Source organism: Thaumasiovibrio clandestinus, assembly GCF_047250365.1.
Taxonomy (GTDB): domain Bacteria; phylum Pseudomonadota; class Gammaproteobacteria; order Enterobacterales; family Vibrionaceae; genus Thaumasiovibrio.
This window is the reverse complement of sequence record NZ_JBLBVL010000011.1, coordinates 1-20226: the sequence shown is the minus strand read 5'-3', so window position 1 is coordinate 20226 and position 20226 is coordinate 1. Positions and strand designations below refer to the sequence as shown.

The 20226-nt window shown below is 43.0% G+C and carries 21 protein-coding genes and 1 pseudogene; 15 read left to right on the top strand and 7 right to left on the bottom strand.

Annotated features, from left to right (window positions below; translation table 11 throughout):
• Positions 1 to 231: 231 nt before the first annotated feature.
• On the bottom strand, positions 232 to 1338 hold the full coding sequence (locus ACKLNH_RS14255) for a M20/M25/M40 family metallo-hydrolase (RefSeq protein ID WP_413112936.1): 1107 nt from the start codon (positions 1336 to 1338) through the stop codon (positions 232 to 234).
• Positions 1339 to 1521: 183 nt separating this feature from the next.
• Positions 1522 to 2133 carry a cupin domain-containing protein gene (locus tag ACKLNH_RS14250; RefSeq protein ID WP_413112935.1) on the bottom strand — a complete coding sequence of 204 codons (612 nt, stop codon included), beginning with the start codon at positions 2131 to 2133 and terminating at the stop codon, positions 1522 to 1524.
• 190 nt (positions 2134 to 2323) lie between these two features.
• Here ACKLNH_RS14250 and ACKLNH_RS14245 point away from each other — a divergent pair, with 190 nt between their 5' ends.
• Both ACKLNH_RS14245 and ACKLNH_RS14240 read left to right on the top strand, forming a co-directional pair.
• Positions 2324 to 3253 carry an SRPBCC family protein gene (locus tag ACKLNH_RS14245; protein ID WP_413112934.1) on the top strand — a complete coding sequence of 310 codons (930 nt, stop codon included), beginning with the start codon at positions 2324 to 2326 and terminating at the stop codon, positions 3251 to 3253.
• Between the two features lie 193 nt (positions 3254 to 3446).
• Positions 3447 to 4286 (top strand): aldo/keto reductase, encoded by an 840-nt coding sequence (locus tag ACKLNH_RS14240; protein WP_413112933.1) that lies wholly within the window; start codon positions 3447 to 3449, stop codon positions 4284 to 4286.
• A 24-nt stretch (positions 4287 to 4310) separates the two neighbouring features.
• Here the strand turns inward: ACKLNH_RS14240 and ACKLNH_RS14235 are convergent, their stop codons facing one another.
• Positions 4311 to 5201, bottom strand: coding sequence for a LysR family transcriptional regulator (locus tag ACKLNH_RS14235; RefSeq protein WP_413112932.1), 891 nt, complete (start codon positions 5199 to 5201; stop codon positions 4311 to 4313).
• 121 nt (positions 5202 to 5322) lie between these two features.
• Here ACKLNH_RS14235 and ACKLNH_RS14230 point away from each other — a divergent pair, with 121 nt between their 5' ends.
• Together ACKLNH_RS14230 and ACKLNH_RS14225 are read left to right on the top strand one after the other, a co-directional pair.
• Positions 5323 to 6999, top strand: a complete 1677-nt coding sequence (locus ACKLNH_RS14230) for an amidohydrolase (RefSeq protein ID WP_413112931.1) — start codon at positions 5323 to 5325, stop codon at positions 6997 to 6999.
• Positions 7000 to 7423: 424 nt separating this feature from the next.
• Complete coding sequence (locus ACKLNH_RS14225) at positions 7424 to 9085, top strand: ABC transporter substrate-binding protein (RefSeq protein ID WP_413112930.1); 1662 nt, start codon at positions 7424 to 7426, stop codon at positions 9083 to 9085.
• 88 nt (positions 9086 to 9173) lie between these two features.
• On the opposite strand, the gene ACKLNH_RS14220 is transcribed toward ACKLNH_RS14225, so the two are convergent.
• On the bottom strand, positions 9174 to 10172 hold the full coding sequence (locus ACKLNH_RS14220; RefSeq protein ID WP_413112929.1) for an NADP-dependent oxidoreductase: 999 nt from the start codon (positions 10170 to 10172) through the stop codon (positions 9174 to 9176).
• Between the two features lie 137 nt (positions 10173 to 10309).
• Here ACKLNH_RS14220 and ACKLNH_RS14215 point away from each other — a divergent pair, with 137 nt between their 5' ends.
• From ACKLNH_RS14215 to ACKLNH_RS14205, 3 genes are all read left to right on the top strand, one after another.
• The gene (locus ACKLNH_RS14215) at positions 10310 to 11221 is read left to right on the top strand and encodes a LysR family transcriptional regulator (RefSeq protein WP_413112928.1); all 912 of its coding nucleotides are present in this window, start codon (positions 10310 to 10312) and stop codon (positions 11219 to 11221) included.
• A gap of 113 nt (positions 11222 to 11334) precedes the next feature.
• The gene (locus tag ACKLNH_RS14210; RefSeq protein WP_413112927.1) at positions 11335 to 12231 is read left to right on the top strand and encodes a LysR family transcriptional regulator; all 897 of its coding nucleotides are present in this window, start codon (positions 11335 to 11337) and stop codon (positions 12229 to 12231) included.
• Between the two features lie 91 nt (positions 12232 to 12322).
• On the top strand, positions 12323 to 13360 hold the full coding sequence (locus ACKLNH_RS14205; RefSeq protein ID WP_413112926.1) for a linear amide C-N hydrolase: 1038 nt from the start codon (positions 12323 to 12325) through the stop codon (positions 13358 to 13360).
• Between the two features lie 127 nt (positions 13361 to 13487).
• On the opposite strand, the pseudogene ACKLNH_RS14200 reads toward ACKLNH_RS14205, so the two are convergent.
• Positions 13488 to 13673: pseudogene (locus ACKLNH_RS14200) on the bottom strand (3'-5' exonuclease); the annotation flags it as partial.
• Between the two features lie 90 nt (positions 13674 to 13763).
• A complete protein-coding gene (locus ACKLNH_RS14195) occupies positions 13764 to 14396 on the bottom strand; it encodes a LysE family translocator (protein WP_413112925.1) in 633 nt (210 codons plus the stop codon).
• A 248-nt stretch (positions 14397 to 14644) separates the two neighbouring features.
• On the opposite strand from ACKLNH_RS14195, the gene ACKLNH_RS14190 reads away from it, so the two are divergent.
• The 6 genes from ACKLNH_RS14190 (at position 14645) to ACKLNH_RS14165 (ending at position 17874) form a co-directional block, all read left to right on the top strand.
• Positions 14645 to 14995, top strand: a complete 351-nt coding sequence (locus tag ACKLNH_RS14190; RefSeq protein WP_413112924.1) for a cupin domain-containing protein — start codon at positions 14645 to 14647, stop codon at positions 14993 to 14995.
• 62 nt (positions 14996 to 15057) lie between these two features.
• The gene (locus ACKLNH_RS14185) at positions 15058 to 16119 is read left to right on the top strand and encodes a UbiD family decarboxylase domain-containing protein (RefSeq protein ID WP_413112923.1); all 1062 of its coding nucleotides are present in this window, start codon (positions 15058 to 15060) and stop codon (positions 16117 to 16119) included.
• 20 nt (positions 16120 to 16139) lie between these two features.
• Entirely contained in the window at positions 16140 to 16424 is a 285-nt protein-coding gene (locus ACKLNH_RS14180; protein WP_413112922.1) for a hypothetical protein, read from the top strand.
• A gap of 11 nt (positions 16425 to 16435) precedes the next feature.
• Positions 16436 to 16729, top strand: a complete 294-nt coding sequence (locus ACKLNH_RS14175; protein WP_413112921.1) for a chorismate mutase — start codon at positions 16436 to 16438, stop codon at positions 16727 to 16729.
• Complete coding sequence (locus ACKLNH_RS14170) at positions 16726 to 17448, top strand: B3/B4 domain-containing protein (RefSeq protein ID WP_413112920.1); 723 nt, start codon at positions 16726 to 16728, stop codon at positions 17446 to 17448. The genes ACKLNH_RS14175 and ACKLNH_RS14170 overlap by 4 nt, the downstream gene beginning before the upstream one ends.
• Positions 17449 to 17556: 108 nt before the next feature.
• The gene (locus ACKLNH_RS14165) at positions 17557 to 17874 is read left to right on the top strand and encodes a flavodoxin family protein (RefSeq protein WP_413112919.1); all 318 of its coding nucleotides are present in this window, start codon (positions 17557 to 17559) and stop codon (positions 17872 to 17874) included.
• Positions 17875 to 17965: 91 nt separating this feature from the next.
• Here ACKLNH_RS14165 and ACKLNH_RS14160 read toward each other — a convergent pair whose 3' ends face one another.
• Positions 17966 to 18262: a pyridoxamine 5'-phosphate oxidase family protein gene (locus ACKLNH_RS14160; protein WP_413112918.1), complete on the bottom strand. Its 297-nt coding sequence runs from the start codon at positions 18260 to 18262 to the stop codon at positions 17966 to 17968.
• A gap of 395 nt (positions 18263 to 18657) precedes the next feature.
• Here ACKLNH_RS14160 and ACKLNH_RS14155 point away from each other — a divergent pair, with 395 nt between their 5' ends.
• Together ACKLNH_RS14155 and ACKLNH_RS14150 are read left to right on the top strand one after the other, a co-directional pair.
• A complete protein-coding gene (locus ACKLNH_RS14155; RefSeq protein WP_413112917.1) occupies positions 18658 to 18918 on the top strand; it encodes an IS66 family transposase in 261 nt (86 codons plus the stop codon).
• A gap of 171 nt (positions 18919 to 19089) precedes the next feature.
• Complete coding sequence (locus ACKLNH_RS14150; RefSeq protein ID WP_413113009.1) at positions 19090 to 20208, top strand: MFS transporter; 1119 nt, start codon at positions 19090 to 19092, stop codon at positions 20206 to 20208.
• The last annotated feature ends 18 nt before the right edge of the window (positions 20209 to 20226 follow it).

The following is a 20226-nucleotide window of genomic DNA, read 5'->3' as shown; positions in this document are numbered from 1 at the left end:
GTAAAAAAGGGAACAAATTTGATTTTATCGCGCATGCAATCAGCACAATTCTTCATTAGGCTCTTGTGAAATAAGCTTAATGATGATTTTCAGTTATGGGGGTAATTCCCTAATAGGATTATGAAAATACGTGCGAGGGATATATCGAGAGGAAAGGTCTCGGCCTTATTCATCGGCTGAATAGAAACAACAAGAAGCGGTGATTGACCACCTCTTGTTGTTTTATGTGATTTAGCGAGTTAAATAGGTGTACAGGAAGTCTGTAATTTTCACCATATCAGAGATCTTAATGAACTCTTCTGTTGTGTGTACCTTCGCCATGCCAGTAGATAGGTTAACCGTTTTTAACCCTTTACCGTTGAAGATGTTTGCATCACTACCACCGCCAGTTGAATCAGTAAATGGTGCTACGCCATTTGCTTCAAACGCAGCCATGATTTTCTGTACTAATGGATCGGTATCTGCAATACGGAATGCGTTGTAGGCACGTGAAGAGATGATTTCAATCTCTGCACCATGCTCTTTTGCTGCCGCTTCGAACGTGGTGGTCATATGCTCAACTTGAGCAGCTAGCTTGTCGTCGTCTAGTGAGCGTGCTTCAGCTTCTAGCTTTAGCTCAGGCATAACAATGTTTGTCGCCAGACCGCCATGAACAACACCAATATTCGCCGTGGTCTCTTTGTCGATGCGTGACAAATTCATTTGGCTTATCGCTGTTGCTGCAACGGTGAGTGCATTAATGCCTTCTTCTGGTGCCAGACCCGCATGTGCTGGACGGCCAGTGATGGTCACTTTCATGTTTTGTTGGCCTGGTGCCACGGTGATGATGGTGCCGATCTCACCGCCTGAATCAAACACGATAGCGTCGCGTGATTCGATTTTGCTCATATCGAACTGACGTGAACCGTGTAAACCGCCTTCTTCGAATACAGTGAATGCAAGCTCGATAGTTTGATGTTCAGCACCAGCCTCTTTGATGCTGCGTACAGCTTCGATAATCGCAGAGATGCCTGATTTGTCATCGCCACCAAGAATGGTTTCGCCTGCAGAGCGAATGATGTCACCTTCAATCACTGGCTCAATGCCAATACCCGGCGTTACTGTGTCCATATGGCAGCTAAGTACGACGCTTCCTGGCAGTGTGCCTGGCAGTTTTGCGTAGATATTAAAACCGTTAGACAGCTCTTGTGGAACAGCAAGCTTTTCAACAGCAAAGCCAATTTGCGCCAATTGCTCGGCCAGTGCTTCAGAAATTGCTTTTTCGTCACCAGATTCACTATCGATTTTAACGATGTCGATAAAGTGTTCGATTAGACGATCTTGATTAATCATTGACATATTCTCCTCCTAAGGGATGCCTCTATCCTAAAATAAAAAGGCAAGACTTGGGCATGCTTTTGTTCGAAAAACTGGAATAAATCACTATTTAAATTTAAATGTGAAGTGTTAATTTCTGTGTTGTAGCCTATGGGTTTTTACGCTGTAATCTCTAGGTGTGGCGACTGTTGCGGGCTTGTTGCGCTAACGCTGTATTATCAATAGTCGAGTCTGTTGGTTAGCGACGATATTAATAGTTACTGCTACCGGAATACGAACCCAATAGGGGGCGTTATAGTTGACACCATTCAGTTGTAAGCTGCCCTCAATAAGTAACAATTCTGATCGCGTGGCGTGCTGATTCAGCTGAATTAGTGTGCTGCAAGGGTAGTAGTGATAGTCGGTGTTTTGATTGGCAAAATGATGTAATCGCAGGTTTGACAACGGATGAACGAAGGAACAGCTCGCCTGTGTGTCGTACTCATGAAACTGATTCAGCTTTACGAACAGTAGACAGCCGTTTTCACTGTACGGTGCGTGTTGGCTACCGGGTGGGTTACGTAAGTAGCTTCCCGCGGGGTAATGACCATGTTCATCAGAGAATGTGCCCTCTAAGACAAAGATCTCTTCCCCAAGAGGATGAGAGTGGGGCGCAAAGTGTGCCCCTGCCTGATAACGAACAATGCTGGTAGTGTGTCCTGACTCTGCATTTTCGCGTTCTAACAGCTGCCTTGTTACGCCAGGCTTTGGACTTTGTTGCCATGCCTGTGTCGCCAAATCAATAAAGCATGGACAGGTAAAATCCATATTAAGCATACGATTCTCCTCTTACTTCCTTTTAGTATGGAATAAGTTGGCACTCAGCGTTGTATGAGATTGTTGTCCTTTATTGGCTGAGTTTTGCGTTGTTTTGCCACTTAGTGATGGCAAGTTAGTGTGTCAACGTCTAAGTTATTAATAGATTTGAATATTTGTAGTGATTTCTCTGTACGAGTCAGGAGTGAAAATGCCCAGTTATGTTGCAACCCAGTCAATTGAAATTGAAAAAGCAGCAGATAAGGTGCTTGAATTTCTCAGTGATTTTTCTACTTGGCCTGATTGGTCTCCTTGGCTAAGGCTGGAGCCTGAATGCGAGGTAACATTGACTCAGCCACAAAAAGTTGAGGGTGCGATGTATCGCTGGAATGGCGATTTGGTTGGGGCTGGGAGTGTGATGTTAGAAGAGCGATTGGCTGATGGCTTAAAGCTCAAGCTATTTTTTAAGGAACCCTATCGCAGTATGGCATGTGCCTCTTTTAAGGTTAAAGATACTCGTCGTGGTTGCCGGGTCGAATGGGAGATGCGAGGCCATGTCCCATGGTATCTGTTTTTTCTTAAGCGCTTTTTCAAAGCCATGGTAGAAATGGATTTTGAACGTGGGTTAAGGATGCTGAAAAGTGTGTTGGAAACGGGAGAGATACCATCAGACCTTAAGTTTATTGGTGAACGTCCATTTGCACAAACACATTACATTGGTATTCATGGAGGATCGACGTTGGCAGGGATTGGCCCGGCGATGCAAGGGCAAATAACCCGTTTGTTAGAATATGTAGATTTAGAGCAAGTCCCCGTAAATGGCGAGCTGTTCTGCTTGTACGAAAATATGAAGATGGAGGATGGGTTCTTTGATTATGTTGTCTGTCTTCCGGTGAGTGAGCCTATTGTGGTAAGTGGCGAATTGGTGTGTGGCACCCTGCCAGCTTGTGATAGCTACGTGGTTGAACACACTGGTGCCTATGCGTTCTTAGGTAATGCTTGGGCGTTTATCATGTTGCATATTCGCCATAAGAAGATAAAAACAAAACAAAAGCCCTTAGGGTTGGAGCGCTATTTGAACTCGCCCTGTGATGTTAGTGAAGCGGAATTGAAAACGGAGGTGGTCGTGTTTAAGCGCTAGGCTGCTTGTTTGGCACCTTATTTAAGCCGTGTTATTCAATGCGCATATTATTATAAAAGATAGTTTAAGTTGCTGATTGAAATCACTTATTGTTGTGCTGCTTGTTTATTGTGATAACAATGTTCGCTAGTCTGAGATGGCGTTAATTATTGATTGCTTGCGCCATTACAGTTTGAAGGATAAGGACATTGCAATGACAGAGATTGTGTTACCTAGCGGCAATATAATGCCGACGTTTGGCTTAGGTACTTGGTATATGGGCGAAAGCCGACGCACCAAGCAACAAGAAGTGAATGCGCTGCGCTGTGGTATTGAGCATGGAGCAAGGTTGATTGATTGCGCGGAAATGTACGCAGAAGGTGGTGCAGAAGAGGTGGTGGGTGAGGCGATTAAAGGGGTTCGAGAACAACTTTATATTGTGAGTAAGGTTTACCCACACAATGCTGGCCGCAAACAGATCATTCAAGCTTGCGAAAATAGCCTGAAGCGAATGAAAACGGATGTTCTTGATCTCTATCTGCTGCATTGGTGTGGTAGGGTTCCGTTTGAAGAGACGTTGGCAGGTTTTCATACCTTGAAAGAGCAGGGTAAAATTCGCGACTTTGGGGTGAGTAACCTTGATATGAATGAACTTCTTGAGTGGGAGTCTACGGATATTGAGGGCCTGACAGCCACCAATCAAGTGCTGTATAACCTGCAACGGCGTGAAGCTGAATGGGCCGTTTTGCCCTTTTGCCAACAGCGTAACATGGCGATGATGGCATACTGTCCTCTCGCGCAGGGCGATCTGTTGTTTGATCCTACGCTGACTGAGATTGCTTTGCGGCACAATGCGACCCCAGCGCAGATTGCGTTAGCGTGGTTATTGCGCCAACCTAATGTGGTCGCTATCCCTAAATCCAGCGATCTTGTGCGCACTAAAGAGAACATTGAAGCGCAACAGATCGTGCTGGATGCCGATGATCTTAATCAGTTAGATCACGCTTTTCCGTCGCCAACCAGTGCGCGTGAAGCTCGCCTTGGTATGGTGTAAATAGGGTGAAACGTCCCTCCTGCATTATTGAAGGTGGGTCTCGCCATACTCTCTTAACCATAACAAGATTTGTCCCAGAACAACTTCACTGTCATCTCCCGCTTGATAGAAGGCACTAATTCCGCGTGGTACGTCATTGGCGAGTTGGGCAACGGAGAGCGGGAATAAGCGCTGTTGTTCAATATACGGCTTTGCGATATGGCGTGGTAAGGCTGCCCAACCGCGTTCAGTGACTAATTCGCACAAGACATCGTTGTTGCTAACCAAATGGTATTTGGGCGAAACATGGACGAATAGAGGGTCTAGATGAATAAGGTGCTCACTAATGTACTGCAGCTCGAGCTGCAAATCTTGAATGCTCGGTCTCGCAATTTGGCGCAAAGGTGAATGCTCACCAACAAAACAGTTTAAAGCCACACTGCCAAGAAAGAGGTGATGGACTGGGATTTCTGCTTCACCAGCACCTCGGTTAGCCATTACGAGAATATCCGCCTTTCGTGTTGAGAGCATATCTAAGCTATCTTTTCGATTGCGGTGTAACCATTGCAGTTGCAGTGACGGAAAATAACGTGCGCAACGTGATTCGATAAACTTAATCATGTCGAATGAGACAAGACTATCGTGACAGACGGTCAATTTTGTTCGCGGTTGGTTAAAGTAGTGCAGCCCGCAGTTCGCGAGCTCTTGATTTTGACGAACGACCACTTTTGCCCGGTGAAATAGCGCTTGCCCATGCTCTGTTGGCGTCGCTTTTCTGCCCGTGATCACAAATAACGAATAACCTAGCGTATCTTCAAAACTGAGTACTTGTTCGCGAATAGTCGCACGATCTTTGCCTAGCGCCCTTGCTGCGGCGCTGTATGAGCCGCTTTCATACACTGCCACAAAGGCGGCTAGTTGGTCTAAAGTATGCACAATATATGCCTGCCGTAACAATTTGGTGGGATGGTCCGTCCGATATTGGTTTTTTTGTTTTTGTTGCTGCGTTAATAATAGCGTCGATGTAACGAATGTATCCACAACAAAGAGACAAAAAATGAAGTTATTGAAAACCTCAGCTGCCATTGCATTGGTACTAAGCTCAGGAATGGCGTTTGCGAATGCCGACCTTATCTTCACTAATGGTGATATCGTCACCGTTACTGGCGAAAACGATCGTGCTGAAGCGATTGCTATCAAAGATGGTAAAATTATTGCCGTAGGTAGCCAAAAAGAAGTTCTGAAAGAGAAAGGTAAAAACACGGAAATTCGCGACTTAGACGGCAAAACCATGATTCCGGGGTTTATCGATGCACACGGCCATATCACTCAGTACCTTCCTTTTGTTAACGCGCCGTTCCTATACCCAGCACCAATGGGTGATACGGACTCTATCAGTGCGATGCAAAAAGCACTTAAACCATACTTCACTAGCGGCGATCTTCCTGATGATCGAATCCATATTGCTTGGGGTTATGATGACGCAGAAATGACTGATGGTCGTCACCCAACACGTTGGGAATTGGATGAAGCGACTGGTGATATTTCAATGTGTGCCCTTCACATCTCTGGTCACTTGGCATCGTGTAACTCAGCCGCGCTTGAACGTCTAAATTTCACCGCTGAAACTGAGAACCCTGCTGGTGGTGTGATTCGTCGTGCAGAAAATGGCGAGCCAAACGGTGTACTTGAAGAGTCGGCAATTTATGCGCTATTCCCGCATCTTGGTTTGACGGCTGAGGAAGGTTTCCGTGACTTTGCTAAAGTTCAAGACATGTTCATCAGCTACGGTATTACCACCGCGCAAGAAGGTGCGATGACGTATGACAGTATGCCACTGGCTATCACTCTTGCTGAAGCAGGCGCACTAAAAATAGATATTCATGCCTACGCAAAATGGACGCACTACGATGAGATGGCTGCGCAACTTCCAGTCGGTACAAACCTAAATCGTTTGCAGCTAACTGGTGTTAAAATGGTCGGTGATGGTTCGCCTCAAGGTAAGACGGCTTACTTGTCGGGCCCATACTTCGAAGTACCCCACAACCATGCACTTCACTATCATGGCTACGCCATTATGCCGCAAGGAGAGATGGATGCAGCAGTACTAAAAGCGTTCAAAGACGGTGCACACATTCTTAGCCATGCGAATGGTGATGCAGCAGCTGATATTTTATTGAACGCGGTTGAGAAAGCACTTGAAGAAGTGGGTGATATTGACCACCGTACAACGATGATCCACGCCCAAACTGCGCGTCTTGACCAAGTTGAGCGCATGAAAAAGCTGAACATGATCCCGTCGTTCTTTACCGCACACACGTATTTCTGGGGTGACTGGCATAGAGATTCAGTACTTGGCCCATGGCGTGCATCAAACATTTCTCCAACGGGTTGGGCAAATGAAAATGATCTGATGTTCACTATCCACATGGATGCACCGGTACTTTTTCCAGACATGCTAACGGCAATGTGGGCGTCTGTGAACCGTTCAACTCGTAGCGGTGATGTTCTAGGTGAGTGGCATAAAATCACGCCTTACCAAGCACTTGAAGCGACAACGATCAATGCGGCTTACCAGCACTTTGAAGAAGACATTAAAGGTAGCTTAGAAGTCGGTAAACTTGCAGACCTTGTTATCTTGGATGCGAACCCTCTAGACGTCGATAGCATGAGAATCAATGAGATTGCAGTTCTAGAAACAATTAAAGACGGCGAGACCATCTATAAGCTTTAAGTTACTTAATGTCAGTAAAGCATAGCGAGACAAAAGCCCATACCTTATCGGTGTGGGCTTTTTATGTCTGGGTTTCAGCCAACCTGGGTAAGCATTGTGAGTTTGTTCGTAAATAAAATGCAATAGCTCTGTCGTATTGCAAGCTAAGCTTGGTAAGTCCGAGTTGCGAGTGAATTCGCAATTCAACAGATTTAGTCAGCGATACGTTGAGTGGCGAGATTGAAGGCGGGCTTTTCCCGCATAAGTCAATCGCTTCAAATGATGTAAGAAGGACGCTTGTCTGTTATATCCCTGCAAGGAATATCGCTCCGGTGAAATTGAAGCTGTAATTCGACGGCCTTACAGCAAATTGGTAAGTATGGAGTTGAGTTTATCGGTATGCCACCTTATTAGTAATGGCTGTGTTAACTAATAAGGAATAACAATGAAAACAATGCTTACCTTATCTGCTGCGTTACTCAGTGTTTCAGTGGCACAGGCTAATCCGGTGGATGAAATGTCACAATTGACGATTATCCCCAACCATAACCCCACCATGATTCGAAACTTTAACCCTTACGTGCCGTCAAGGCTCCATACCGCCCGTGATTTCATCTACGAGCCAATGGTGGTGTTTAACGAGTTGAAGGGCAACAGACCAGAGTTTCGATTGGCAACCAATTACACCTTTAGTGATGACCTTTTATCATTGACGTTTGATTTACGACAAGGGGTTGAATGGTCTGACGGGAAGCCGTTTACCGCGGATGATGTTGTCTTTACTTTTGCGATGGTGAAAGAGAACTCAACGATTGATGATCGTGGTATCAATGCGTTGGTGGACAAGGTGATTAAGGTTGATGCGCATACCGTTAAGTTTGTTCTCAGTGAGGTTAACACGAACGCAGCCTATGAAGTGGTCTTAGTGCCGATTGTGCCTCAGCACATTTGGAAGGATGTGAAGAATATTACTGAATTCGAAAATACCAACCCCGTAGGTACCGGTCCATTCACTGATATTGCACTTTTCACTCCCTCACTTTATTTGCAGTGTCGCAATCCAACGTATTGGGACCGAGATAACCTCGATGTTGATTGCCTACGCGCCCCACAGTTTAACCACAATGACCAAGTGTTAGGCTCTTTGATTGACTCACAAGTTGACTGGGCAGGCTCGTTTGTACCGGATATCGAAACCACGTTTGTTGGCGCGTCGAAGCACCACGGTTATTGGTATCCTGCGGCGGGGACGCAGGCATTCATGTTTAACTTTACCTCGCCCGATCCGATAAAAAATGAAGTGTTAAGCAATGTTGATTTTCGTCGTGCGTTCTCTATGGCTATCGACCGTCAGAATATTGTAGATGTCGCGAATTATGGCAATGGCACCATCAATGACTTTGCGTCAGGCTTAGGCTATGCCTTTGAAGCGTGGTCAGATGTTGAAACTCATAACGAATTTAAGCCTTTTATGACATATGACATTAATGGGGCAAAAGCGTTATTGAAAAAAGCCGGCTTTATTGATCGAAATGGTGATGGGTTTGTACAAACTCCGTCAGGTAAATCATTCTCACTTGATATTCAATCGCCTAATGGTTGGACTGATTTTAACAATGTTGTCATGTTAGCCGTAGAGCAGCTTGCTGATGTGGGGATTAAAGCCAACGCAAGAACACCAGATTTTGCGGTTTATAACCAGAATATGCTCAATGCTAGCTATGATGTGGCTTACACTAATTACTTCCATGGTCCGACGCCATTTACCTATTGGAACAGTGCTTATCACTCCAAGTTGCAAACAGAACAAGGCATGCCTCGCTTTGCCATGCACTTTTGGAACAATGCCGAGTTAGATAAGCTTCTTGATGGCTTTTATGAAACGGCCAATCGAGACGATCAGCTAAAAATTGCCCATAAAATTCAGCGAATTATTGCTGAAAATCAGGTCACAGTACCAGTGATGTCTGGGTCGAATTTCTACCAGTATAATACCCAAAGATTCACGGGCTGGTGGACGGCAGACAACCAGAAAGGACGACCAATGATATGGGAAGGAACCCCAGAGCGTCTATTGCATGTGCTTGATTTAAAACCGACAAGTTAGTGGCTAGCTGATAGTGTTAAGTTGACTTGAATGAAAATGGACAAACCTCGGTTTGTCCATTTTTTTGTTGTTTTGATTTAGGGGGTATTTACAACTTAACGAGCAATTTACCTTTGTTTTCACCAGTGAAGAACATGTTTAATCCGCTCATGGCACTTTCTAGCCCCTCAAGGGTATGCGAGCGATATTTGATTTTGCCAGCTAATACGTAAGGGGTCAGTTTCTCTAGGAGTGCTGGCGCTTCGTGGAAATGATCCGGCATGGTGAAGCCTTGAATCGAAAGGCGTTTTTTAATTACGTTCATCCAGTTTGGTCCAGGCGCGGGTGATTGTGTGCGGTAATCGGCAATATGCCCACAGACCACAATACGGCCATGCGCATTCATTCGGTTATAGGCTAAATGCTGAATTGGACCACCGGTATTCTCAAAATAGACATCAATACCATTGGGTGTCAGTGAGGCTAGTGCCTCAGATAAGTTAGCCGATTTATAATCAATTGCACCATCAAAGCCGAGTTCATTGATTAAGACGTCGCATTTCTCTTTGCCGCCAGCCACACCAATAACGCGCAGCCCATCAGCTTTTGCTAATTGACCAACAATCGAACCCACCGAGCCTGCTGCGCCAGTGACAACTAACGTTTCACCTGCTTTAGGCTTACCAAACGAGTAGAGCCCTTTTGTTGCTGTAAGGCCCGGCAGTGCAAAGACAGAGAGTGCCATTTTAGGGTCGATATTCGCATCAACCTTTCTGATCCCTTGACCGTCAGTTAGCAGGTATTCTGTCCAACCGAACATGCCCATAACACGATCACCAACAGCAAAATCTGCCGATTGTGACTCTACCACTTCACCAATGCCAGAGCCACGCATTACATCGCCTAGCTCAACTGGTGGAATGTAGCTATCGGTATCTGGGCTCATCCAACCTAGCATCGCAGGGTCGAGCGACATGTAGGTCTGTTTAACGACAATCTGACCCGCCTGTGCGGCAGGCATAGGCACATGCTCGACGTCAAAGAGGCTAGCGTCGATAGGATCGGTGGATGGACGAGCCTTGAGTCGAATCTGTGTATATGTCGTCATTGTAACTCCTTGATGGTGGTTTGCTTGAGGTGATGACTGATTTTTAACTGTGTTGATTATAGTAAGCCATACACTCGGCGACATATATGCGTGCTTATGCTAATTTCTATTGTCTTTTTGGCAATAATGGTAAGCAGATGGATCAGTTAAGAGCCCTCAAATATTTTATCTCGGTGGCTGAGTCGGGCAGTTTTACGTTATCGGCAGCGCAATTCTCGGTGCCAGCGTCTTCGTTGTCGCGGCGTATTGCGGATCTTGAAAAATTGCTTGGCGCCACGTTGTTGCAGCGTACTACACGTGTTGTGCAATTAACTGAGGTAGGGAGAGATTATTATCACCAAGTTAAACCAATCGTTGGCGAGCTAGCGCAGTCAGACGCATCAGTGCGTAGTTACCATTCTGAACCGATGGGAACGTTGCGCATTAGTTCGATGGTGAGCTTTGGAGAGCGGTGGTTAATTCCCATTCTAGATGATTTCTCACTGCACTATCCAAAAATAGTATTAGATGTACATCTAACGGACAGCCTTACCACTTTAGAACGCGATAATATCGATATCGCCATACGTGGTGGATATGCGCCAAACGAGCGCATTGTTGCGACTAAACTCTTAGACAATAACTTTATTCCATTAGCATCACGTGCCTATTTAGAGCAATACGGAACCCCAGACAATGCGTTAGCACTCAAGCGACATCGTGGGCTCTACTTCCGGGCACCCAATGGCCCAACTCCTTGGCTAGCTAAGATTGGTGAGCAGTGGCAAGACGTTTCAGCACCAGCAGTGATGACCACAAATGATCGTGATTGGTTGATGCGCAAGGCAGTTAATGGTGAAGGCATTATATTTTTGCCTCGCTGGGCTGCGCAAGATTACCTTAGTGATGAGCGGTTACTACCCCTATCATTCACTGAGCCAGTTAATGTGACTCCTCAGCGTGACTTTGCGCTCTATTTACTGTACCAGCGTCATCGCTACAGCGTGCCTAAAATTAGGGCGGCGGTTGAATTTATTCAACGTGAAGTTGACAAGAGGGTGGGAGGATAGTGTGAGAATACCAAAACCCTGTGAACAAGATCACGATATAAAATAAAACGTGATTTTATAGTTCAACATACTACAAAATGAACGTGTTTATATATCATCTTAGTGGAGTCTTCATGTTTTCCTATGAACTTCTTGCGGCATTTTGTGCCACTTATGAAGAGCAGAGCTACAGTTCTGCGGCAAAAAAATTGGACAAAGATCGGACAACGGTTAGAGAGCAGGTGAAAGCCATCGAAGATATTTATGCTATAAAGCTCTTTGATGTCATAGGGAAAAAAGTAAAACCTAATGCTGCAGCTGAACACATCTATGCGCATTCGAAGCACATCGTAAACAGTACCGATAAGCTGAATCGAACATTTGAGAGCATTTATAGTGAAAACACGCTAGAGCTGACGATCTACCATGATGCGTCTTTGTCGCGGCTACTTGCGATTAAAATTGAACAATCCATCGCGCGTGACTTCCCACACTTAAAAACACATTGGATTCAAGAAAAAAGAGCGAAGTCCTTTGATTTAATTAAAAATAGTCAGGCCAGTATCGCCTTCATGCCTCACAATACGGCAAGTCATTTTCCTCCTAAAGAGATTGCGTTTTGTCATCTGGGGTACAGCCAGTTAGGGTTTTATGTTGGTAGAAGAAGTAAGTTGAAGTATCTCAGCAATTTACTCATTGAAGACTTAACGCTAGAAAAACAATATGTCCTAGAAGATAACGTAGACTTTGCCACTAAGTTGTTCAGTATCTCTTCGCAGTGTCACATTATTAGTAGTAACGATATGCTGATTGAGATGGTTAAGTACGACGGATGGGGCGTGATTAACACTGAGTTAGCGCTTCCCCATGTTAGGCAAGGTGAACTTTTTGAGGTTGAGGTTGAGGAGATCACTAACCGTTCAGCCCTTGGACTGTCTCTATTTTATCCTATCGCGCTACAGGAAGATCCCATCGTGAAATTGATTCGCACGATTTCCCAAGATCATTTTAGTCACCTTGGTGATAAATGATGGCATTTGGCGTTCATAATGCTTTTTTTTGTTTTTATTGCTTGGCGTACAATCTACCTTGTTGTTTATGGTGTATTTAGTAAGGTAAAAAATGAAGCATAGTCTATTAAAAACAGTTGTTTGTGGTGTGTTAGCGGCAGGTTTTACCGCTAACGCTGCAGCGTGTTCTCGTGTATTGTGGAATACCGAAGAAACTGGCACGTTTGTTTCACGCACAATGGATTGGTTAGAGCCAACTCACCTTGCTGTACATAACGTACCTCAAGGCACTGAATATAAAGGACACGTTAACCATAACGTTGTTTACACGTCAAAGTATGATGTGACTGGTACATCAACTTACGGTGTTCTTTCTAATGGTGTTAACAGCGCTGGTCTTGGTGCCAATGTACTGTTTGATAACAGAATGGTATTAAGCGATGCGTCAGATGACAGCAACGTTGGTGTTATTCAATACCTAACTCACCTACTATCACAATTTGCTACGGTTGAAGAAGCGGTTGAGTTCATTGCAGCCAATCCTGCGGTTAAAGAGAACCTACCAGGTGTTGATATGGCACTAGAGTTACACTTCAGCCTACAAGATATTGGCGGTGACTCTGCGGTTATCGAATTCCGTGACGGTGAATCGCTGATTTGGCACGGTGCTGAATACAACGTAATGACCAACCAGCCGGACTTCGAGCTACACTTGGCAAATCTTGAGCGCGCACAAAGCAGCTGGGGACCAAAAGAAGAGCAGGCGCTTTACACTAACCTGCACACTGGCGGCAACATCAACCCAGAAGACCGCTTCATTCATGCTTCATACTACGCTAGCCACCTGAAAGAGCCTAGCAGCGTAATGAATGGCATCATGAAGCTGGATGGTGTACCAATGAAGGTGCCACATGACGCGCCAAACCGCCGAGTTAATGGTGTGATGACAGGCTACGCAACAGAGTACTCAATTACTGAGCACTTACAGTCTGGTGAGACGATGATCCGTTACCAGTGGGGTGATAACCCAACTCAGCTGCACTACAACGCGAAAGAGATTCAAGCGTCAGGCAAAAACATCACGTTCAACCTGACAACACCGGGTTTGATTGGTGAAATTACTGAGCAAATCATTGCTTCAGGTAAGTAAATATTAGTCTGAGGAAATACCTTATCTTGTGGCGTTAATAGCGTGAGTAATGACAAGGTTTTTTTATGAAAAGCAACTGGGGTAATACCGAGTTGCTTTTTATTATCGGCGTATAAATCCGCGCAGGTTAAATACGATAGCGGTACAGGGTACCGATGGTTGTTTGGCCAGTCGGGGTTATTCGCGCTTGTTGAGCAAGTAGTAGCTCTGCCGTTGCGACTGCATCGACGAGCGCATTGTGCGTGTTGTACTCTGGCAGTCCATAGTGTTCACGAGTAGCAGACAAGCTAACATCGGATTCATCTCTAGAATTATGTTGTCATGTTAGCCGTAGAGCAGCTTGCTGATGTGGGGATTAAAGCCAACGCAAGAACACCAGATTTTGCGGTTTTGATTTAGGGGGCTAGCTTGTATGCCTATAAAGAGCTAATCCAACTGCCATCGCCAGCAGCACTGCTGAGCAAATTCTATTTAGTAATGATAACCTATATGATGAAAGATACTTTGAAGCCTGGTAGCCCGCCATCGCGTATACAAACATGATAATGACATCAATTAGTACTGTTGCGAATGCAAAAGTAACATATTGAGCAAACAAAGGTTTCGATACATCTAAAAATTGAGGTAGGAAAGCCCCGAAAAACAGTAAACCTTTTGGATTTGACAATGCAGCAAATAGGTTTCTCTTGAATGCCTTCGACGGACTTCTAACCTGAGAGGAATTAAGTTCACCAGCAGACAATCCTTCAGCAGAAGGAGATGAACGCCATAAATTATATGATATGAAAATTAAGTATGCGGCGCCACAGTACTGAATTACTGAAAATAATAATTCAGAACTAGCTACAACCACACCTAAACCCAAACCTACTGCGCTAATCAGAATGATATCTGAAAGGGCAGCGCCAGCGATCCCGTACGTGATCACTTTTCTATCTTCGGTTGTTCCGTTCGATAATGATAATAGCATCGTTGGTCCCGGAATAACTGTTACCGTAAAAGATGCTATACAGTAAAGGAAAAGAGTGCTAACCATATAAATCTCCCTAAAAAATTGCATCTATAGTAATTCTAAAAAAAGTTATAACCATAAGAATTCAATCATTTTGCATTAAATTTGATATGCGTCGAGCTTTTATGCGTATAAGTGCATTTAAAGTAACGACATGATTGACACCGTAAGCATATGAATCTTAAGTTAACTGAGATGGTGAACTAGTCAACTAGTCAACTAGTCAACTAGCTGGCTAGTGCGGCGGTGGGGTGACTATCTAATAATGCAAAATGGAGATAAGAAAGGACACTCAAAACTACGATGAAGTTGTATACAAGGCACCACCAGAAGATTGTGAAAAGTGGTCTAAGCCAGGAGCGGAAGGTCGAGTAAAGATTTTTAATTCGAATGGCAAACGTCTTCGTATGCTTGAACTTCCTGCAGGTTTTGATGAAGAGCACTTGTGTTTGATTGGTCATCAAGGCTATGTGTTAACCGGGAGCTTCACCATCATAGTTGAAGGGAACGAGCACAAATGTGAACCTGGAGATTTTTTCTCTATTCCTGATGGAGTTCCTCATCGATCCAAAGGAGATAACAACAAAAAAACAACCGTTTTTGTTGTGGATGATATTCAATAAAACGATCTGGGTAGTGGATATGTACTTCCATGATGTGATGCTGAGGCACACTGGGAATTGAAATGGATACGAACTTAAAAGAATTATTGTGTAGACTTGATACATACGGCATCAACGTAGAATGTATTGAACAAAATCTATCCGCTCAGTATGATGCTGCAAAACACTATATTAAGCATCAAGCAAAAGTTCCAGGGTCTCAAAATAGTGGTGATGAGGGTGTATGTATTTACCCTAATAACAATACTAATTTTCCGGTTCTGATGGGCCTATTTGGGAGTAGAGATCTAAACCGTAAGTTCATAACTGATTTCTGTTCAAACATTAAAGACGAAGAATCTTATATAGAACCAGTTGTAATAGATAACCCTCTCTGTCAAGCCAATAAACTCTCAACAGGGCTTCTATCTTTGCCAGCGTTAAAGATAACACCAAATGATGCCGGTTCTTACCTCACTTCGGGTATAGTTTGCGCGAAAAATTCTACTTCTAACACATTTTCTAGTTCCATACATAGGTTGAAAATACTAGATGATAATCGATTGACTCTAGCACTGCGTCCTTCTGGGAGGCTATACAAGTGCTACCAAGACGCATTAAGTAAGAATGAAAAATTACCCATTTCTATTAACATTGGAGTGCCGCCTGCCTATTATTTGCTTACCTCAATAACAAACTCAACAATTCCTAACAATAGATGTAAATTGTCATTGATGGGAGGAAAGCTAGGTTACCCAGTAAGATTGGCAAAAGGGATCACTAACGACTCTTATTGCTTTTCAGATAGCGAATTTGTCATAGAAGGTGAACTTGGTAAAGAGTTAACTGATGAGTCATCCTCGACTCTATACTCAACGCCTGAATTTCTTGGCTATATGGGTGAAAGCAAGAAACAGATTCCTGTAATAAATGTTACTGGGATTTATCATCAAGATAAGCCAATTTTTCAGACATTTTTAGGCCCAGGTAAAGAGCAATCTGAGTTGCTTGCAATACCGACTGAAATAACGATACTTAATCTTTTAGAAAGAGAATTCAAAAACGATTTTAAAGTAACAGACGTTCATTTGCCGACTTCTGGTGGTGGGCAATTATCAGTAATAGTCAGTATAAAAAAACAATAGACGATCTACCTTATGATAAATTGCGAAATAGTATTTATCATAAACATCCTCTTTGTAAAAATATTTACATTGTAGATGAAGATATAGATATATTCTCACCAGAAGATTTTTTATGGGCTTTAAACACTAGGTTTCAGCCTACAAGAGATATGTGTTTGGAGAGAACTAATGGTTTACCTATGGACCCATCACAGACATCATTATATTTAAATGGCTCGAAACCTACTAATGATCTAGTACTTTATGATCTAACTAAGCCATTATTTATGCTAGATGAATTTCAAAGATACAATGTTATGCTATAGGAATTAAGGCAATGAAAAATAACACACCTACTCTAGATTCTATCAGGCAAGAAATTAATGATATTGACAAGGTATTAGTTGAACTTCTAAGCAAAAGAACTGAACTAGCTCTTAGGATATCTGAGTTAAAATCTAACAGCGTCAGTGCCGTGCAAGCAAAAGACCGTGTAGAATTGGTTATTGCCAACGTAAGAAAACTTGCAAAAGAACAAGGTGGTAATGAGGATTTCATTGAAAAAGTTTACCGCCTAATCATCAAGGAACTGACTGATATGCAACTAAAGAAAAAAGGATTGTTAGCATGATTGAAACTATTAAATACAACAATGAATTAATAGATTTGTGTCCAGAGCTTTCTGTATGTTGTCTAAGTGTGGATAACATTTCAGCCGATGTTGAAAATAATGAAATAGTCGGCGAAAATATTTCATCTGCAAAGATAAAGTTGGAGAAATACAAATCAGAAAGCTCAATCCCTTCAATAAGTTTGTGGCGAAGTGCATACAGAAAGGTTGGAATCGAACCAACTAAACACCGGATGGCGGCAGAATCTTTGTTGAGACGATTACGGAAAAGTGGAGATTTACCAAGCCACTTACACCCACTTGTTGTGTTATGTAACTCTTTATCTGTTAAGTACCATTTACCGATAGCAGCTTTGGATGCTGACAATATTGATGGAAATTTAGTAGTTTCGTTTACTAAAGGAGGGGAAAGTTATACTACTTTTCAAGGTGAAGAAATCGTAATGCCTCCTGAAGAAGTTTCCTTTATTGACAATAATAATGTTGCACACGCTAGAAAATGGTCTCATAAACAGAACGCGATCTCCGTTATCACTGACAATACTAGCCATGCTTTGATAACGATTGAATCGTTAATTACTTTTGATCATGACTCTTTAAGGTCTCTTATAGAAGAAATAACAAGTTCAATCAAAGATATGTGGCCTAGCTCAAACGTTTCTTACGAAGTGAAATGCAATCATGATTTGAGAAACGATACTTTTGATATATTTAGATAAGTTATATAGTTGAAGTTAATAATGTGAACGTTAGAGGTAATAATGAAAACTGTTATAATTTCAGGTTCAGAGCGATCAAATGGAATTACCAGTTAGGTTTCTGAATAGATGAAACTATCCTTTGAAGACAAAGGCGTTGAGACTCAAGTTATATATTTAAGTAGTATTAATTTCTCACCTTGCGATGGCTGCGGAACCGATGATGGGTGCAATTATCGAGAGCATCCATGTGAAAAAGATGATGACATGAGATATGTAATAGAAGCTATGATATCCGCAGACATTATAATCTATGCATCACCAGTACACGCTTTTGGTATTTGTCATTTAATGCAAATATTTCTCGAGAGAGCCGGAGTGGGATATCTTAGATTCAACCGTCCTTTGGCAAACCAAGTAGGTGGAAGGGTTATAGTTGACTATTAGATATTAAATCAAATATATCTAATTGTTTGTTCTTTATGTTTTTACTAATGCCTGATAGTAAGGAAAATTCTTGTGTATACTTTTTAAGCATCTAAATTCGTTCAATGCCAGAAATGACATGCGCCTTACCTTTAATTTGAATTCCTTTTATGCTTTCCCATCTTTCGTATTGTTTAGATATTGAAACAGATACAGTGGGATTTCTTGCTATATTCAGTGCATGTTGTGTATTGCTACTTGAAATAAAATATAGGTTAAACCTATGGTCATGAACATAAAATAAGTCTGAAGACCAGGGTACATTATCTTGACAAGAGGCCAATGAAAGTGTTGAGTGGTAACTTAAAAAGTTGTTGATTGTATCTATTAGTTTAGGTTCAATTGTCACTATGTGCCCTGCTTTACTCTTTCATGAATGATTTATTATAATGTTTATTGTGTGCTGAATTCAATGGTGTCTTGATAATTGCTTGCCTTATTTTGGTGGCAAGGTTAAATTCTATGTTTAATCGAATGATGGCGTCTAATTGTCGAAAGTATATATTTTACTTTAGAGGGTAAGCTTAGGTGAAAAATGCTTTTAAGCATGATCTAAGAAATAGCGATGGTTAATTTTGTGAGTATGGAGGTAGCTTCATTTCGGAAGAGTTAAATAAGATCATGCAAGATATCAATCATGCGTATCAAATTTGCAGAAAAGACCCTGTTTTTATCGAAGATCGCTGCTCAACTAGCCAGTTATCCACGGTGACTAAACCACACTTCAAGTATTGAAAGAGCCCGATGGGTAAAGCCGTCAGTTACGCACTAAAACAATGGGTCTACCTTGAAAGGTATGTTGAGAATGGCGATTACCCGATAGACAACAACCGTGTTGAGCGGGAGAGCCGCTCGGTAGACACTGGGCGGAAGGCTTGGCTGTTCTATGATACCCAAAGATTCATAGGTTGGTGGACGGCAGACAACCAGAAAGGAGGACCAATGATATGGAAAGGAACCCTAGAGCGTCTATTGCACGTGCTTGATTTAAAACCGACCAGCTAGTCGCAATCGATGACAAAGTAATTTAAAGCGAAGCAACCGGGGTAATACCGAGTTGCTTTTTTATATCGTTCTATTGTTGAAAAACTGTTACGCTTTTGTTCAGGTTAAACAAGGATAGGTTCGTGTGTTTTGAATAGTGTTTTTCGCCGCTCAGAAAATTTACTGCTCGTCATGGCGTTTGTCATGTCACTCACCTTTGCTGTCTGGAACGTATTGCTCAACAACTTTGTTATTGAGGTCGCAGACTTTACCGGCCGAGAGATTGGTATTTTACAGAGCCTTCGTGAGGTTCCTGGTTTTCTTGCCTTTACTGCCATCTATCTATTGCTGTTTGTTCGCGAGCAGGTTTTTGCTTATGTGTTTTTAGCCATTATGTGTATTGGAGTGGCCATTACAGGGTGGTTTCCTACGGTGTGGGGGCTATATTTCACCACCATGGTGATGTCGATAGGCTTCCACTACTTTGAAACAGTAAATCAATCGCTGACTTTACAGTGGGTACATAAAGATCGCACGGCGCATTTTATGGGCAAGGCTCTAGCGATAAAAGGGCTGGGCAGCTTGCTCGCATATAGCTTGGTGTGGCTGCTAATGGAGCAGTTTCAGGTGAGCTACAATGCGGTATATATGACCTTCGGTTTGATTGGTTTAGTGATCGTTTTTATAGCATGGGTGTTTTTCCCGCAATTTAAGCAAGAGCATGAGCAACACAAGTCTTTAGTTGTGCGTAAAGAGTACTGGCTTTTTTACCTGCTTACGATGTTTAGTGGTGCACGTAGGCAAATTTTCATCGTTTTTGCTGGCTTTATGATGGTGGAAAAGTTCGGTTATAGCGTGGGTCAAATCAGCCTACTCTTTATCATTAACTACGCCTTTAATATGTTATTTGCCACTAAAATCGGCGCATGGATTGGCCGGGTAGGGGAGCGTAAGGCATTGACGGTGGAGTATGTGGGTCTAATCGTCGTCTTCAGCGGGTATGCTTTTGTCGAAACAGCGTATGTGGCGGCGGCATTGTATGTTATTGATCATCTCTTTTTTGCGCTCGCGATTGCGATAAAAACCTATTTCCAAAAAATCGCCGATCCTAAAGATATCGCAGCTACAGCTGGGGTTTCGTTTACGATCAACCACATTGCAGCGGTCGTGATCCCGGTAATTTTAGGGTTTGTATGGCTGTACTCAAGCACCGCCGTGTTTATGGTCGGTGTTGCTTTTGCGGTGGGATCATTAATTCTGTCTCGATTGATACCAGAAACACCTAAGCGTCTTGTTTTTATTGATGTTTAAATGCGTAGTTGATACCTC